Annotated in this window: 16 protein-coding genes, 1 pseudogene and 2 riboswitches; of the genes and pseudogenes, 5 read left to right on the top strand and 12 right to left on the bottom strand. The window is 71.3% G+C overall.

All coding sequences use genetic code 11. The features are described 5' to 3' along the window. From KUG41_RS06605 to KUG41_RS06575, 7 genes and pseudogenes are all read right to left on the bottom strand, one after another. Positions 1-178 (bottom strand): annotated as a pseudogene (locus KUG41_RS06605) (IS5/IS1182 family transposase); the annotation flags it as partial. A 56-nt stretch (positions 179-234) separates the two neighbouring features. Next, the gene (locus KUG41_RS06600; RefSeq protein ID WP_216902362.1) at positions 235-510 is read right to left on the bottom strand and encodes an MSMEG_0570 family nitrogen starvation response protein; all 276 of its coding nucleotides are present in this window, start codon (positions 508-510) and stop codon (positions 235-237) included. A 61-nt stretch (positions 511-571) separates the two neighbouring features. After that, entirely contained in the window at positions 572-1,600 is a 1,029-nt protein-coding gene (locus KUG41_RS06595) for a sll0787 family AIR synthase-like protein (protein ID WP_216902360.1), read from the bottom strand. Beyond that, on the bottom strand, positions 1,597-2,229 hold the full coding sequence (locus tag KUG41_RS06590; protein WP_216902358.1) for an MSMEG_0567/Sll0786 family nitrogen starvation N-acetyltransferase: 633 nt from the start codon (positions 2,227-2,229) through the stop codon (positions 1,597-1,599). Before KUG41_RS06590 ends, KUG41_RS06595 begins: the two co-directional genes overlap by 4 nt. A gap of 17 nt (positions 2,230-2,246) precedes the next feature. Continuing rightward, complete coding sequence (locus tag KUG41_RS06585) at positions 2,247-3,392, bottom strand: MSMEG_0568 family radical SAM protein (RefSeq protein ID WP_216902356.1); 1,146 nt, start codon at positions 3,390-3,392, stop codon at positions 2,247-2,249. After that, a complete protein-coding gene (locus tag KUG41_RS06580; RefSeq protein ID WP_216902354.1) occupies positions 3,385-4,374 on the bottom strand; it encodes a Nit6803 family nitrilase in 990 nt (329 codons plus the stop codon). The genes KUG41_RS06585 and KUG41_RS06580 overlap by 8 nt, the downstream gene beginning before the upstream one ends. A 43-nt stretch (positions 4,375-4,417) precedes the next feature. Then, positions 4,418-4,900 carry an MSMEG_0572/Sll0783 family nitrogen starvation response protein gene (locus KUG41_RS06575; protein WP_216902352.1) on the bottom strand — a complete coding sequence of 161 codons (483 nt, stop codon included), beginning with the start codon at positions 4,898-4,900 and terminating at the stop codon, positions 4,418-4,420. 199 nt (positions 4,901-5,099) lie between these two features. Between KUG41_RS06575 and KUG41_RS06570 the strand changes: the two genes are divergently transcribed. Then, positions 5,100-6,392: an MSMEG_0569 family flavin-dependent oxidoreductase gene (locus KUG41_RS06570; RefSeq protein WP_216902368.1), complete on the top strand. Its 1,293-nt coding sequence runs from the start codon at positions 5,100-5,102 to the stop codon at positions 6,390-6,392. 3 nt (positions 6,393-6,395) lie between these two features. Here the strand turns inward: KUG41_RS06570 and KUG41_RS06565 are convergent, their stop codons facing one another. Beyond that, positions 6,396-7,040, bottom strand: coding sequence for a HupE/UreJ family protein (locus KUG41_RS06565; RefSeq protein WP_216902350.1), 645 nt, complete (start codon positions 7,038-7,040; stop codon positions 6,396-6,398). A 25-nt stretch (positions 7,041-7,065) separates the two neighbouring features. Beyond that, positions 7,066-7,232: riboswitch (cobalamin riboswitch) on the bottom strand. A gap of 50 nt (positions 7,233-7,282) precedes the next feature. Then, positions 7,283-7,442: riboswitch (cobalamin riboswitch) on the top strand. A 23-nt stretch (positions 7,443-7,465) separates the two neighbouring features. Between KUG41_RS06565 and KUG41_RS06560 the strand changes: the two genes are divergently transcribed. Further along, on the top strand, positions 7,466-8,074 hold the full coding sequence (locus KUG41_RS06560) for a HupE/UreJ family protein (protein WP_216902348.1): 609 nt from the start codon (positions 7,466-7,468) through the stop codon (positions 8,072-8,074). A 4-nt stretch (positions 8,075-8,078) separates the two neighbouring features. Here the strand turns inward: KUG41_RS06560 and KUG41_RS06555 are convergent, their stop codons facing one another. The 4 genes from KUG41_RS06555 to KUG41_RS06540 are packed head-to-tail and all read right to left on the bottom strand — an operon-like array spanning position 8,079 to position 12,419. Continuing rightward, positions 8,079-9,065, bottom strand: coding sequence for a BadF/BadG/BcrA/BcrD ATPase family protein (locus tag KUG41_RS06555; RefSeq protein WP_216902346.1), 987 nt, complete (start codon positions 9,063-9,065; stop codon positions 8,079-8,081). Beyond that, entirely contained in the window at positions 9,062-10,387 is a 1,326-nt protein-coding gene (locus tag KUG41_RS06550) for an IctB family putative bicarbonate transporter (RefSeq protein WP_216902344.1), read from the bottom strand. Before KUG41_RS06550 ends, KUG41_RS06555 begins: the two co-directional genes overlap by 4 nt. Next, positions 10,387-11,112, bottom strand: coding sequence for a tRNA (guanosine(46)-N7)-methyltransferase TrmB (gene trmB / locus KUG41_RS06545; RefSeq protein WP_216902366.1), 726 nt, complete (start codon positions 11,110-11,112; stop codon positions 10,387-10,389). The genes KUG41_RS06550 and trmB overlap by 1 nt, the downstream gene beginning before the upstream one ends. A gap of 2 nt (positions 11,113-11,114) precedes the next feature. Then, the gene (locus KUG41_RS06540) at positions 11,115-12,419 is read right to left on the bottom strand and encodes an FIST N-terminal domain-containing protein (RefSeq protein WP_216902342.1); all 1,305 of its coding nucleotides are present in this window, start codon (positions 12,417-12,419) and stop codon (positions 11,115-11,117) included. A 60-nt stretch (positions 12,420-12,479) separates the two neighbouring features. Between KUG41_RS06540 and KUG41_RS06535 the strand changes: the two genes are divergently transcribed. From KUG41_RS06535 to KUG41_RS06525, 3 genes are read left to right on the top strand one after another with little or no spacing between them, the layout of a single operon-like run. Then, entirely contained in the window at positions 12,480-13,097 is a 618-nt protein-coding gene (locus KUG41_RS06535; protein WP_216902340.1) for a DUF3177 family protein, read from the top strand. A gap of 25 nt (positions 13,098-13,122) precedes the next feature. After that, entirely contained in the window at positions 13,123-13,464 is a 342-nt protein-coding gene (locus tag KUG41_RS06530; protein WP_254216912.1) for a hypothetical protein, read from the top strand. Between the two features lie 37 nt (positions 13,465-13,501). Beyond that, positions 13,502-14,227, top strand: a complete 726-nt coding sequence (locus KUG41_RS06525) for an MBL fold metallo-hydrolase (RefSeq protein WP_216902338.1) — start codon at positions 13,502-13,504, stop codon at positions 14,225-14,227. Positions 14,228-14,403: the final 176 nt, after the last annotated feature.

Below are 14,403 nucleotides of genomic sequence, written 5' to 3'. Positions count from 1 at the left end.
CCGGCGGGATCGAGGGACGGCCAGCCTCGGGGTAGAGCTTGCAGAAGGATGGATTCAGCCGATCCAGCGCTTGGTCGGCCAGCCGCCTTACGTGACGTAGCGGATGGGCCTTGGGAATCCTCTCCTCCGTGGAGATGTAGGAGAACAGGGGACCGGTCCGCTCCTGCTGGCCGCGCATGCACTCAGTGCCGTTGCGCCATTCTCCCGTAGCTGGATGGGTTTTTCAGCGGCCTCCTAGGCGGTGTGGATGACCACCTGTTCACCGTCGCCGAACCGGGCGGCCCGTGTCAGCAGGCGCTGCTCCTCCTCGTCGGCCCTGGTGCAGGCGAAGCCGTAGCGGGCCCGCACCCGCTCGGAAGCCAGCCGCAATGCCAGGCTCCCCCGGGCGCGCAACTCCTGGACCGAAACCACCTGGCCCGGTGCGAGGTGCTCCAGGATCACCGTCGAAGGCGAGTAGAGGCGGGTGATCGTGCCATCCGGCCAGTCCAGGTTCAGTTCGACTTCCGGCATGGCGCCCCCCACCACCCAGTCCGTGGATTCTCCGCTGTGGCGACCTCCGCTGCGGTGGCGATCACGACAGCGCCCCGAAGCCTGTGAGGGGAACCGTGCCTCGCCAGATCGCTTCCCCAGCCTCGGCCTCCTGGGTACCCCCCTGCCGCAGCACCAGCCGCCGCTCCTCCGTGAAGGTGCCCATCCGCTCCAGCAGCAGCCCGCCGCAGGCGGCCACCCGCTCGGCCAGCCGAGGGGCCTGCTCCGGCCTGGCGGCCAGCAGGAAGCCGAAACTGGGGAAGCAGGTGAGCCAGGGCTCCAGGGCCACGCCCTGCGGGGGATGGATCGCCGCCAGCTCCAGCTGCAGGCCGCAGCCGGCCGCCTCGCAGAACATGGCGGCGGTTCCCACCAGCCCGCCCATGCTGATGTCCTTGGCGGCATGCACACAGCCATCGGCGGCCAGTTCGGCCATCAGGGCCAGCTGGCGTCGCAGCCGGCCGGGCTGGGCGGTGGTGGCCGCATCCCAGCAGAGGCTGGTGCCCCGGAAGGCGCCGGCCGGGTCGATCAGCAGGTGGCAGTGGTCGCCGGGGCGGGCGGCGCGGGCCGAGAGGACGGGCCCGCTGGCCCGGCCCAGCACCGCCACCGCCAGGGCGTCGTAGGGGCTCTGCAGGTTGGTGTGGCCCCCCACCACCGGCACCCCGAACACCTCCGAGGCCTGGCGCAGGCCCGCCAGGATCCGCTCCCCATGGGCGGCGTCGCGGCACCAGAGGCTGTCGACCACGGCAAGGGGAGTGCCGCCCATGGCGGCGATGTCGCTGAGGTTCACGAGCACGCCGCACCAGCCGGCGAACCAGGGGTCGTCGGCCACCAGCGCCGGGTGCAGGCCCTCGCAGGCCAGCAGCAGGGGCCCGTTCTGCTCCGGCAGCAGGGCGGCGTCGTCGCCCAGGGCCGCGGCGGGACCCAGGGCGGCAAAGGGCTGGTGGGGAAAGGCGGCCGCCGGTGCCTGGATGTCGGCCTTGCCGGTGAGGCCGGGGAGCCGGCGCAGCCGCGCGGCCAGCGCCGGCAGGTCCGGGGCGGGATTGGGCTGGGCGGGATTTTCCGGGTTGGTCAAGCCGCCGCCAGCAGGGGCCGGCGCTCAAGGCCGGGCTGGTAGTAGCTGAGATCGGCCTCCATCAGGTGGTGGGGCCGGCCCCGGATCTGCAGTTCCTCGATCGATTCCCAGTGCAGGCGCTGGAAGAAGCGCACGTTCTGAAGCTGCACCGTGGCCAGGAAGCGGTCGCAGCCCCAGCCGTTGGCGGTGGTCACCGCCTTCCAGATCAGCCCCTTGCCGATCTGGTTGTGGCGCCGGTGCTCGCCGTGCACCCCGAGCCGGCCGCCGTACCAGAGCCTGGGCTGCTCCTCCAGGATCCGCACCACCCCCACCACGCCGCTGCCGCTGCTGGCGGTGTGGTCGAGGGCGGCGATGGGATAGGCGTGGGCGTCGAGCTCGTCGCGGTCGCAGGCCTCGAACAGGTGCTGTTCCTGGCAGAAGATGGCGCTGCGCAGGTCCCAGTAGCCCTTCACCAGAGGAGTGCTGGCGCCCAGCAGGTGGAAGGAGAAGCGCTGGGAGCTGGCGGTGGGCGAGAGGCGGAAGTCCTCGGCGTCGATGGCCACACCCCGCCGCACCGACGGGGTGAAGGCGGCGGGGCCGGAGCTGGCGCTGCGGCCGATGTCGTGGCTGCTGGGATCGATGAAGAACATGGGATCGGCCGGGACGCTCAGGGGATGGCCGGCGCGGGACCGGCCTCGAACAGGGACAGGGCCGAGCAGGCGCCGCACTTGGCGCAGCCGGCCGCCATCGCCTCCGAGCGCAGGTCGGAGGCCCGCAGCCGGTCGCCCACGGCCGTGTACACCTCCACCATGAAGTCGGTGGAGGGAGCGGGATGGGCCTCCAGGGGGGTGCCGGCGATCGGCACGAAGGGCACCACGAAGGGGTAGACGCCCAGGGCGATCAGCCGTTCACTCACGGCCACCAGCGACGCGGCGCTGTCGCCCAGCCCCGCCAGCAGATAGGTGGACACCTGGCCCCGGCCGAACACCGCCACGGCCGCCTCGAAGGCCGCCATGTAGCGCTCCAGGCCCAGCTCCGCCTTGCCCGGCAGGATGCGGCGCCGCACCTCCGGCTCCACCACCTCCAGATGCATGCCGAGGCTGTCGACCCCGGCGTCCTTCATGCGGCCGTACCAGGCGGGATCCTCCGGCGGCTCGCACTGGGCCTGGATCGGCAGATCCACCCGGGCCTTGACGGCGGCGGCGGTCTCGGCCATCAGCCGGGCGCCCCGGTCGTCGCTGTTGGGCGTGCCGGTGGTGAGCACCAGCTGGCGCACCCCGTCGAGGCGCACCGCCGCCTCGGCCACCTCGGCCACCTGCTGGGGCGTCTTTCGCACGAGGGTGCGGCCGTCCTCCAGCGACTGCTCAATCGCGCAGAACTGGCACGACTGGGTGCGATCGCGGAAGCGGATGCAGGTCTGCAGGAGGGTGGTGGCCAGCACGTCGCGACCGTGCAGCAGGGCGATGGAGCGGTAGGGGATGCCATCGGCGGTGGTCTGGCCGTAGAAGCGCGGCTCCGGTGGGGCTTCTACGGCCAGGGGGCCGGCCGCTGGGCCGTCAGCCGGAACCGCGGCCGAGGTTCCGCTCACCTGAAGGCCGCCCTCCACTGCCTCCAGCCGGTAGGGGGAGGCAGTGGCCACGGCGTTGTAGACGGGCACCATCACGGTGGTGCCGTCGATGCTCAGGGCCCGGTGATCGGAGGGGCCGGCACCGCCGCGGCGGCCGGGGTTGCCCGGCACCGCCGGGTCCACCACCCCGTGCACCTGCAGTTCGGTGAGCCGGCGGCCCAGGGCGCGGCGATCGGCCTCAGCCATGGGGCACCTCCTCCAGCACGGGCAGGCCCAGGGGCCACTCGGCGCCCGACTCCGTGGGGCGTTCCTGCAGCTGGCGGGCCGGGCTGCGGTCGATCAGCAGGCCCAGCAGGTCGGGGCGGCTGTAGTGGCCGACGCTGTCCATCATCCGTTTGCGCTTGGTGATCAGGGCCAGGTCGAGCTCGGCGATGGCCAGGCCTTCGCCGTCGGGCAGCGGCCCGGCCAGGTAGCGGCCCTCCGGGCTGATCACCGCCGTGTGGCAGCCCCCCTGGCAGGCCTTCTGCAGGGTGGGGTCGGGGGTGATCCGTTCGATGTCCTCGGGCTCCAGCCAGGCGGTGGAGCTGACCACGAAGCAGCCGGCCTCGAGGGCGTGGTGGCGCAGGGTGACCGCGGTCTGCTCGGCGAAGATCGGCCCCACCAGGGAGCCGGGGAACTGGGCGCAGTGGATCTCCTCCCCCTGGGCCATCAGGCTGAAGCGGGCCAGGGGGTTGTAGTGCTCCCAGCAGGCCAGGGCACCGATGCGGCCCAGGGCCGTGGGAACCACCTGCAGCCCGGCCCCGTCCCCCTGGCCCCACACCATCCGCTCGTGGTAGGTGGGGGTGATCTTGCGGCGCTTCAGCACCAGCTCCCCCTCGCTGTCGATCAACAGCTGGGCGTTGTAGAGGCTCCCCGCCTCGCGCTCGTTGATGCCCAGCAGCACGTGCAGACGGTGCTGGCGGGCCGCCGCGGCGATCCGGCTCAGGCCCGGGCCCGGCACCGTCATCGCCTGCTCGTAGAGCTTCAGGTGCGACTTCCCCATCAACGCCGGCGGCTCCACGAAGGAGAAGTAGGGGTAGTAGGGCAGGAACGTCTCCGGGAAGACGATCAGCTCCACCCCGGCGGCCGCGGCCTCCGCCATGGCGGCAAGCACCCGCGCCACCGATCCCTCCAGGCTGAAGAGCACCGGACGGATCTGGGCGGCGGCGACGGTGATCGTGGCGGGCATGGGTGGCCTCGACGGGGCAGCGGACGGGAGAGCGGACGGGCGCTCAGAGGGTCCAGGTGTCGAGGATGAAGGCTCCCTCCTTGCGGTGCAGCAGCACGATGTCGAGCACATCGAGGGGATTCACCGGGATGATTCCGGGGATCAGGGCGCCTTCGCCGTGGCCGTAGAGGGCCTGCAGGGCGAAGCGGCAGGCGTAGACCTTGCCGCCCTGGCCGATGAACTTCTCGATGCGAGCGCCGAAGTTGAGGTGACCGTCGAAGGCGGCATCCCCCAGCTTCGGGAAGCCCCGCTGCAGCCCCAGGGTGACGCCGGGGCCGTAGAGCAGGATCGAGGTCTCGAAGCCCTTGTTGATCAGGCGGCTGGCCTGCAGCAGGTTCACCAGGCCGATGGAGCCCTCGAAGGCCACGGTGTGGAAGGTCACCAGGGCCTTCTCCCCCGGTTCGGCCTTCACATCGGGGAAGACCTTCTCCTCGTAGTCGACGAGAAACTCACCCGTCTGATTGGCGGGGCGGCTGACCTGGGGCATGGAAGGACGGTGACATTGGCGGCGCAGCGACCGTGCCATGGATGAAGTTTTGTTCTGTGTCGCCGATGCCACCAAATGGCGCCGATGGGCACAAGCACGGGTCGACGCCGATACGTGCCGGTCGTTACAGGACGTATCCCCGTTGACGGCCAGCATGGCGATCTTCATCTGGTGTGCGGCGGTGAAAAGGGATTCGCGGATGTCCTCGCCACCGCCCCAGCGCCACCAGGTGGTCGTGATCGGTGGTGGCCAGGCGGGTCTGTCCGTCGCCCACTGCCTGCAGAAGCGGGGGCTGCGCCCCCTGGTGCTGGAGCGCCACCGCATCGGCCACGCCTGGGCCCGCCAGCGCTGGGAGTCCTTCTGCCTGGTCACGCCCAACTGGCAGTGCCGCCTGCCCGACTACCCCTACGACGGCGATGACCCTGAAGGCTTCATGGGGCGCGAGGACATCGTCCGCTACGTGCAGCGCTTCGCCGACCACATCCGCGTTCCCGTGCGCGAAGGGGTGGCGGTGCAGCGGCTGTCGGCCAGCGGCGAGGGTTTCCGGCTGATCACCAATGAAGGAGAGATCGAGGCGGAGCAGGTGGTGGTGGCCACCGGCGGCTACCACCGCCCCAAGCGCCATCCCCTCGCCGCCCGCCTGCCCCAGCAGATCCTGCAACTCGATGCCCGCGACTACGACAGTCCCGAGCGGCTGCCCGCCGGCCCGGTGCTGGTGGTGGGCAGCGGCCAGTCGGGCTGTCAGATCGCCGAAGACCTCTTTCTGGCCGGGCGCCGGGTGCACCTGAGCGTGGGCAGCGCCCCCCGCTCCCCCCGCCGCTACCGCGGCCGCGACGTGGTCGACTGGCTCGATCGCATGGGCTATTACGCCATGCCGATCGACCAGCACGCCGATCCCCGGGCGGTGCGGGGCAAGACCAACCACTACCTCACCGGCCGCGACGGGGGCCGGGAGATCGACCTGCGCCGCCGGGCCCTGGAGGGCATGGTGCTGCACGGCCGGCTGGCCGACCTGGGCCACGACCGGATCAGTTTCGCCGACGATCTGGCCGCCAACCTCGACGGGGCCGACGCGGTGCACAGCCGCATCTGCCGCAGCATCGACGACCACATCGCCGCCCGGGAGCTGGAGGCCCCCGAGGAGTCTCCCTACGTCCCCTGCTGGTCGCCGCCGCCGGGGCCAGCGGAACCCATCGACCTGGCCAGCGAGCCGCTGGCGGCGGTGATCTGGTGCACGGGCTACCACCCCGATTTCACCTGGGTGGAGGCGCCTGCCTTCGATGGCGCCGGCCATCCGGCCCACGAACGGGGCATCACTCCGGTGTCGGGCCTCTATTTCCTCGGCCTGCCCTGGCTGCACACCTGGGGTTCGGCCCGCTTCTGCGGCGTGGCCGACGACGCCGAATATCTGGCGGAGGCGGTCCGCATGCGGGCTGCCCGCCGGGCAACCAGCCAGGAGCGGCTGGAATGCACCGCGTTGCTGGGCAGCTGAGCCTCAGGGAATCACGGCCGACCAGGTGAAGGCCAGGCCGATGCCCATCAGCAGGCCGGCGGTGACGGACAGGGCGCCGCTGGAGGCCCGCTCGCGCCAGCGGCGCACGGCCGTGAGGGCCACCGCCAGCAGCAGCGACTGGCTGATCAGCAGGCCGACCAGGTAGAAGCCGATCGAGGTGGGCTCCCAGCCGAGCACGGCACCGCTGAGGGCGTAGCCGTGCAGCAGGAAGGCGGGCATCAGCACGGCTGCCGGCAGGCGGCGGGCCAGCACCAGCCCGGTGAGAGCCACCGAAAGGGCCACCAGCGGCTCGATGAAGCTGAGGCCCGGCAGGGCCAGGCCGAAGGCGTTGCCCACCAGGCCACAGCCCAGCAGGGCCAGCACCCAGCGGAAGGGATGGACGATGCCCACCAGGCCGATCGCCAGCAGGAACAGCAGGTGGTCGGGGCCGAGGACCGGGTGGGCCAGGCCGCTGAGCACGCCGGTCAGCGGACCTGGTGTCAGGCCGGTGAGGTCCATCAGGTGGTGGGCCGAGGCCGGGGCGGCCAGCAGCAGCGGCAGGCCGCCGAGCAGGCAGAGCTTCAGGGCCGAGGCGACAGAGGCCGCCCGGGTCGGGCCGCCCGAGGCGCCTCTGGAAAGCAGGGTCATGGAAGATCGCCGGTCCGCGCCGGCAGGGAAGGGATCGAGTGGGGGCGAGCGTTCTGACTGAGGAAAGCAGGGCGGGGAGCACCGGTTTCCATCACAGCTGCGGGACAGCGGCGGACTTGGGACAACCCCGCACCGCCTTTCCTCCTTGCGTCCTTCCCGTGAAGGAAAGGAACCTCCTGAACGCCATCCTCCCCCCTCTCCGGTCAGAAGCCGCGGTCATCGGGCGGCAGCGTCACCGGCTGAGCGCAGAATGGGGTCACGGTTCCCGGGATCCACTCCCGGGAGGAAACGAGGAAAGTCCGGTGCGCAGCAGGGTTCTTCCCTGCGTCACTCCGGCGCTGTCCCGCAGCTGTGATGGGGTCACCCTCAGCCAGAACGCTCGCCGTGAACCTTCCCTTCAACCCCGGCGCGGACCGGGAACCTCGATGACCAACTTCTCAGGCCTGCGCTCGTGGACCCTGCTGGGTTCCGCGGCCGCCCTCGGCTTCGTGCTGATCGGCCAGCCGGCCCAGGCCCATGGCCTCGCCGATGGCGGCCTCGCCCACGGCTTCCTCCATCCCATTCTCGGGGTGGATCACCTGCTGCTGCTGATCGGCGTCGGGGCGGCGGCCTCCTATGTGTCGGCCCAGTTGCTGCTGTGGGCCCTGGCCGGCGCGGTGCTGGGAGGGCTGGCCGGTGCCATGGGCTTCAGCCTGCCCTTCGCCGAGGTGCTCGCCGCCCTGGCGATCTCGGCGGTGGCCCTGCTGATCCTGCGGGCCCAGCGTGATGGCAGCGGCCCCGGTCTGGGCTTCGCCGGCGGTCTGGTGGCCGGTGCCGTGGCCCTGCATGCCCTGCTGCACGGCGGTGAAGCTCCCGCCGATCCTTCCGCCTTCGGCTGGTGGCTGGGCGCGTTGACGGCCTCGGTGCTGGTGAGCGGCGGAGCCTTCCTGGCCCTGCGCCGGCTGCCCCTGGCCTGGACCACCCGTCTGGCCATGCTGCTGGCCGTTCTGGGTGGGGCCCTGGCCCTCGCCCCGTTGGGCCTGCTGGCCCGCTGATCCCTCAGCCCGCTTCGGGCGGGAAGCGGCCGGCCGCCATCACCAGGGCCCCCTGACAGGCATCGCCGGCGGCCGGCACCAGCCGGCTGCCTGGCAGCAACCGGCGCAGGGACCGCTCGAAGGGGAGCTGCAGCTGCCGCAGGTGCGTGAGAGCGCCGCCCATCGGACACACCTCCGGTGCCGCCAGATCCAGGCTCCGGGCCACCCCCGCCGCCAGGGCCGCCAGGGCCTCGCCATTGCGGGCCATGACTTCAGCAGCCCCCGCATCGCCCCCGGCGGCGAGCCGGTCCACCACCGGCGCCAGCCGGGCGAAGCCGGCGGGGCCGAAGCCTTCGGCCACCACCAGGGCCTTGAGCCGCTGGGGTGCCCCCTGATCGGCGGGGTCCAGATCCAGGGCGTCCCAGAGGGCGGCCCGCAGCGGGCCGATGGGTTCGCGGCCGTCGGCCATGCGCAGGCTCAGGGCCAGGCCGTCCCGGCCGATGTCCATGGCCGAGCCGGCCCCGTCCAGCAGCCAGCCCCAGCCGCCGCAGCGGTGCTCACGGCCGGCGGCGTCGCGGCCCACGGCGATGGTGCCGGTGCCGCTGATCACCACGATGCCCGGCCCGCCGCCGAAGGCCCCCCGCAGGGCGGTGCGCTCGTCGCCGGTGACCACCAGTTGCTCAGGCGCCAGCCCCAGGGCCGCCGCCGCCAGGGCCAGGCCCTGCTCCTGCACGGCGGTGCCCTGCTCGATGCCGCTGGCCCCCACGGCGGCCGCCACCAGGGCGGCGGTGCCGGCGGGCTGGCGGGCATCCACCAGATGGGCCCGGGCCCGCACCAGGCTCTCCCGCAGGGCGTCTCCGAAGCGTGCGGGACCGTCGGGGGCGGCCAGATGACACACCCCCGGGCCATCCCCCTCCGCGATCACCGCTCCCAGCCGGCCCCCGTCGCCGGCCACGGCCAGGCGGCAGGTGGTGTGGGTCTGGCCGGCATCGAAGCCGGCGATCAGCTTCATGGGCTGGGGTCCGGCGCCCCGGGCCTGGCCGCCGCCGCCGCCAGGGTGGCGAGACTGAACAGGGCGACCAGCTGCACCTCCGGCCGGAAGAAGATCGTGTCCGTGAGGCCCTGCACCCCCAGGCCCGCGAACACGGCCACCGCCGCCAGGCAGGGGAGGGCCAGGGCGGCGCTGCTGCGCCACTGGGCCAGGCCCACCTTCACGGCGCTCAGCAGCAGGCCCAGCCCCGCCAGCAGCCCCGGGATGCCGGCTTCCACCAGCAGCTCCAGGGGGATCGAGTAGGCACTGAGGGCATTGAACTTCGGCTGCTGGTAGAGGGGATAGATGAGGTTGAAGGCGGAGTTGCCCGGACCGATGCCGATCCAGGGCCGGTCCTGGATCATCGCCAGCACCGAGGTCCAGACGTTCATGCGGAAGTTGTTGGAGCTGTCCTCCCGGCCGGCCAGCAGGCTCATCACCCGCACCCGCAGGGGTTCCACCTGGGTCACCAGCAGCACCAGCGCCAGGGTGCCGCCGGCCAGCAGCAGCACGGGAAACAGGCGCCGCCACAGGGGCGGCCAGTCGCGGGTCTGGCGCAGCACCAGCAGCAGGGCCAGCAGCCCCAGGGAGGCCACCATGCCCATCCAGGCCCCCCGGCTGTAGGTGAGCACCAGGGCCACCAGACCGAGCACCAGGGCCACCAGGGCGAACAGGCGCCGGCCCCGGCCCCGCCAGCGCAGCAGGGCCACCAGGGCCAGGGGCAGGATCGGCAGCAGGTAGCCCCCCAGCAGGTTGGGGTTGTCCAGGGTGCTGTAGATGCGCACCGTGCCCTCCGCCACCGAGTTGGCGTCCGACCAGCGGGCCAGGGCGCTCGAATCGGCGTAGAGCTGGCGGATGCCGATCACGCTGGTGACCAGCTCACCGGCCAGCAGGGCTCCCACCAGCCGGTCCCACCACACGGGTGCGGTGGCCAGCAGCTGGCGCATCAGGGCGTAGACGCTCAGGTAACTCAGCAGCTTGGCCAGCCCCATCAGGGCGGCCTTCGGCACGGGCGAGAAGCCGGTGGCCACCACGGCGATGGCGATCACCAGCAGCAGCCAGCGGTTGATGGCGCCGATGGCTCCCGGGGGGGTGCGCAGGGCCCAGACCAGCCACAGCAGGCCGGAGGCGGCGATCAGCAGGCTGAGGCCAGAGCGGGTCACCAGGGGCAGCCCGGCCATCAGGGCGCAGAGGATCCAGCCCGCCAGCAGGGGCAGGTGGGCGCCGAGCCGTCCGGCCGGTCGGCCGGCCAGCAGCCCCTGCCAGCGCAGCAGCAGGGGCACCGGAGCTGGGGCAGGGACCATCAATCCGCGTCGGCGTCGTGGCGATTATCGGTGCCACCGGAGGTGGTCACCAGAGCGGCTTCCAGGGCGGCATCCAGCTCGCTCAGCGGCGGCAGGCCGGCGGAGGTGCGCCGAAAGAGGCTGCGGTGCACAGGCTTCCCCTCCGCCAGCACGTGGCGTTCGCGCTCGGTGGCCACCGGCAGGGGGTTCACGGCTGGCCCGCAGATGTCGGGCCCGGCCAGCTCAAAGCAGCCGCTGGCCTCGATGAGCTGACGCATCGGCGTGATCAGGGCCTCCACGTCGCTCTGCAGAAACAGCTGCCTGCCGGGGGCCAGGGCCGCGGCCATGGCCAGCAGCAGGGTGGGCTGGAGCACCCGGCGCTTGCGGTGCCGCAGCTTGAACCAGGGGTCGGGAAACTGCAGGGTCACCAGCTCCAGCTGCCCGGCCGGCAGCCGCGCCAGCCAGTCCGGCAGGTTGACGTTGGCGTTGCCGTAGAGGAAGCGGAGGTTGGTCAGCCCCTCCCGGCGGCGGTCGGCCTCGGCCTCCGCCACCAGGGGGCGGCGGATCTCCAGGCCCAGGTGGTTGCGGTCCGGCCTCAGGGGGGCCATGGCCAGCAGGAAACGGCCCCGGGCGGAGCCGATGTCGAGATGCAGCGGCAGGGAGGGGTCGGCGAACAGCTCGACCGGGGGCGGCAGGGGCCCCGCCAGCTGGTGGATCCGGCTGAGGGGATTGACGTGCTGGCGCACCATCAGCGAGGCGCGGAAGCGCCCCCGGACGGCTCGTTCGGCACCAGGAACCCCCAGCTGGCGGTGTAGCCGTGCAGATGGGTGGTGCCGCCCACCGGCCCGATCTCGCCGTTGCAGAACAGCCCCGCGATCGGCACGGTCCCGAACACCTCCCGGCAGAGGTTCACATCGCCGTCAGCCTCGCCGTAGAGGCCTTCGCCCCGTCCCAGACAGGCGAACAGCAGGGCGACCAGGGGTTCGCTCTGGCGCCGGGCCTGGGCAGCCAGCAGTTGGCGCGACTCGTCGCGGGAGGCGTCCGCGTCGCGGAGCTGGAACTGCACCTTCTGGCCCACGCGCATGCGTTCTCCCACCGCCACGGCCCCGTTGCGGGGATCCACTCCGATCAGGTTGCGCACCAGGAAGGCCCCCGGGGCCTCCAGCGCGCACGACATCTCGGCAGTCGGCAGGCTGAAATCGTTGCGCCCCACGCCCAGGAACAGGGAGTGCTTGACCTGCTCCCGTTCGGCGGGGGTGAGGTCGGTGAGGATCGCCTGCAGGGCCGCCACGGGACTGTTGCGGGTGTCGCCGCAGCTCACCTCGATCACCACGTTGCGCTGGGCCTGCTCCACCTCCAGCACCGGGCCGATGGGCCGGCACCCCTGGGCCACCACAGGATCGAGGCGCCAGGCGCCACCGATCAGACAGCCCACCGCACCGGTGCGCACCGTGTCACCGCCGTCGCCGTCGTCGAAGAGCAGCGAACCATGGGCGGCGCTGTGGGGGCCGGCGATGCCCCCCACCTTGGTGGCCTGGGGAAAGGCGTAGTCGAGGCCGTTGATCAGATCGTTGATGGCGCTGCCGGTGGGGTCGAGCAGCAGCAGCATCGACTGGCCCTCGTCCAGATCGGCCCCCACCCGTTCACGCCAGGGCTCGGCCGGGCCGTCGAGATCGGGAAGGTCGGCGGTGTCGATGGCAAAGGGGTGCAAGCTGGCCCCCGGCAGGTGCAGCAGGGTGACCGCCAGGGCGGGCTGCTGCTCCACCTCATGGGGTGTGCCTGCCGGGTCGGTGCCCACCACCCCACCGCCCACACAGCCGAGCCAGTGGCCGGCGCTGAGTTTCTCCTGCAGCAGTGGCAGCAGCCGCTGCAGGTCGCTGGCGTAGCTGCCGGAGGCGAACACCAGGGCCAGGTCGGCCTGGCCAGCACCCCGCAGCTGCTCGAACACCTGATTGACGGCTCCCTGCAGCGATGGATCTCTGCCGAGGGCGGTGCGACACCAGGCACCGGGGGCCCGGCGCTGCAACCAGGGAAAGGAGGGGAGGGAACCCATGCACGGACCCTATCGCCCGGGGGGCACACGGATAATGGCGCCTTACCGAACCGAGCGGACGTGCCGGAACTGCTGTATCGCTCCCTGGTCTGGCTGGATGTGCGCCTGGGCATGCTGTTCGCCGTGGGGCTGCCGCTGGTGCTGCTGCTCTGGGCGGCCCTGCGCCGGGAGCAGGCCCTGGTGCGCCTGATGGGCCTCTACTGGAAGGTGGCCAGCCTGCAGCTGATCGCCCTGCTGCTGCTCACCGACAACCGCCCCCTGGGCTTTCTGCTGCTGGTGCTGGCACCGCTGCTGGTGGTGGTGAGCCTCTGGTTCTGGGTGGATCTCAACGAGGAGCTGGCCGACATGCCCCCCTGGCGGGCCCTGCCCCTCACCCTGCGCATCTGGCGCTGGAGCCTGACGCTGCTCTCACTGGCGGCCGCCAGCCTGGCGGTCACGGCCCTGCCCTGCATGGGCGGTGGCGGCGCCCCGCTCAGCCTCTGTCGGGTGTGGCTGGAGGCCCCCCAGGGGCTTCACGGTGTGGTGGCCCGGGTGTTTGCCTTCATCTTTGGTGGGGCCTGGACCCCGGGTGTGGCGGCCTTCGTGGGCTATGTGGCCCTGGTGGCCTACGCCGTGGGGCTGCTGCAGTGGCTGGTGGTGCGCCTGCCGCGGCTGGGCCGGGTGGCCGGGGAGTTCTGAGCCTTCTACCTGGGTCTCTCTGCCGATGACCGACGCCGCCACCCCCTCAATGGCCGCCCTGCTGGCCGCCCTGGAGACGATCAGCCGGGAGCGCCCCGACCGGGTGCTGCGCCTGGTCGGCCTTCTGCCGGCGCCGGGGGAGGACGAACCCTTCGAGCTGCTGATCTTCCGGGGCTTCTCCAGCAGCATCACCCACCCCACAGCCTTTGACCCCGACCAGCCGGCGCTGCCGGAGTCGGCCCGCATCACCGCGGCCGAACTACTGGCCGGGCCCCTCAACCCCAGCGACGAACGCCACCTGGCGGGACCGCTGCCGGTGGAGGCCTTTCTGGATCCTGGGGCCTGGGAAGGAACGGCAGCAGAATGATTCGGCTGCTTGGATCACTGTTGCGCCTGCATCCACCATGACCAACGTCACAGAGATTGCCCCTGATCTGTTCCGGCTATCCATCTATGTCCCGGAGCTTGATCTGCAGTTCAATCACTTTCTGGTTCGTGATGAGCAGCCGTTGCTGTTTCACGCCGGCCTGAAGGGAATGTATCCCCTCCTGAGGGACGCAGTGGCGACGTTGATGGATCCAGGCAAGCTTCGTTACGTGGCCTGGAGCCATTTTGAATCAGACGAGATCGGTGGCCTCAACCACTGGCTGGAAGCGGCGCCCGAGGCCGAGCCGGTCTGCACGTTTGTCGGCAAAGTCGTCAGCGTCGATGACTACGCCATCAGGCCTGCGCGCGGCCTGATGCCTGATGATGTTCTGGAAACAGGGACGTATCGTTTTCGGTTCTTTCCTTCGCCCCATCTGCCCCATGGCTGGGATGCCGGCCTGTTGTTTGAGGAGACCCAGAAAACCCTCTTCTGCTCTGATCTCTTTCATCACTTCGGCGACGTTCTGCCCGTTGTCACTCACGATCTGATCGGCCCAGCCCTTGCTGGCATGCGGCAAATGCAGCAGGGTCCTTTGGCCGGTTATCTGCCCTACACCCCACAGACGCAAGGGTTGCTTGCCGGTTGCGCCCAGCTTCAGCCGGAGACCCTTGCCGTCATGCACGGGTCGTCCTACTCCGGTGAGAGCGGACCCATGCTGAAGGATCTGGGGGCAGCCATGCAGGATGTCTTTGCTGCGGCCTGACAAGGAGCCGCTGCCAGGCCATCTGATCAGTCGTTCAGCAACCGCAGCGAATTCTGCGAATCCTCTGAAAGTCTCCTGCCTAGGTGTGATTTCCCACCAGGTTGTTCATGCCTGCAGCTGAGCTAGCCGCTGTTGGGGGGTGAGGCCACCCAGGGCCATATGGCACCTGCGGCCGT

The organism is Synechococcus sp. CCY 9618, assembly GCF_019038415.1.
Taxonomy (GTDB): domain Bacteria; phylum Cyanobacteriota; class Cyanobacteriia; order PCC-6307; family Cyanobiaceae; genus Cyanobium.
Note: the sequence above shows the minus strand (reverse complement) of the source record. Positions and strands in the feature narration are given on the sequence as shown.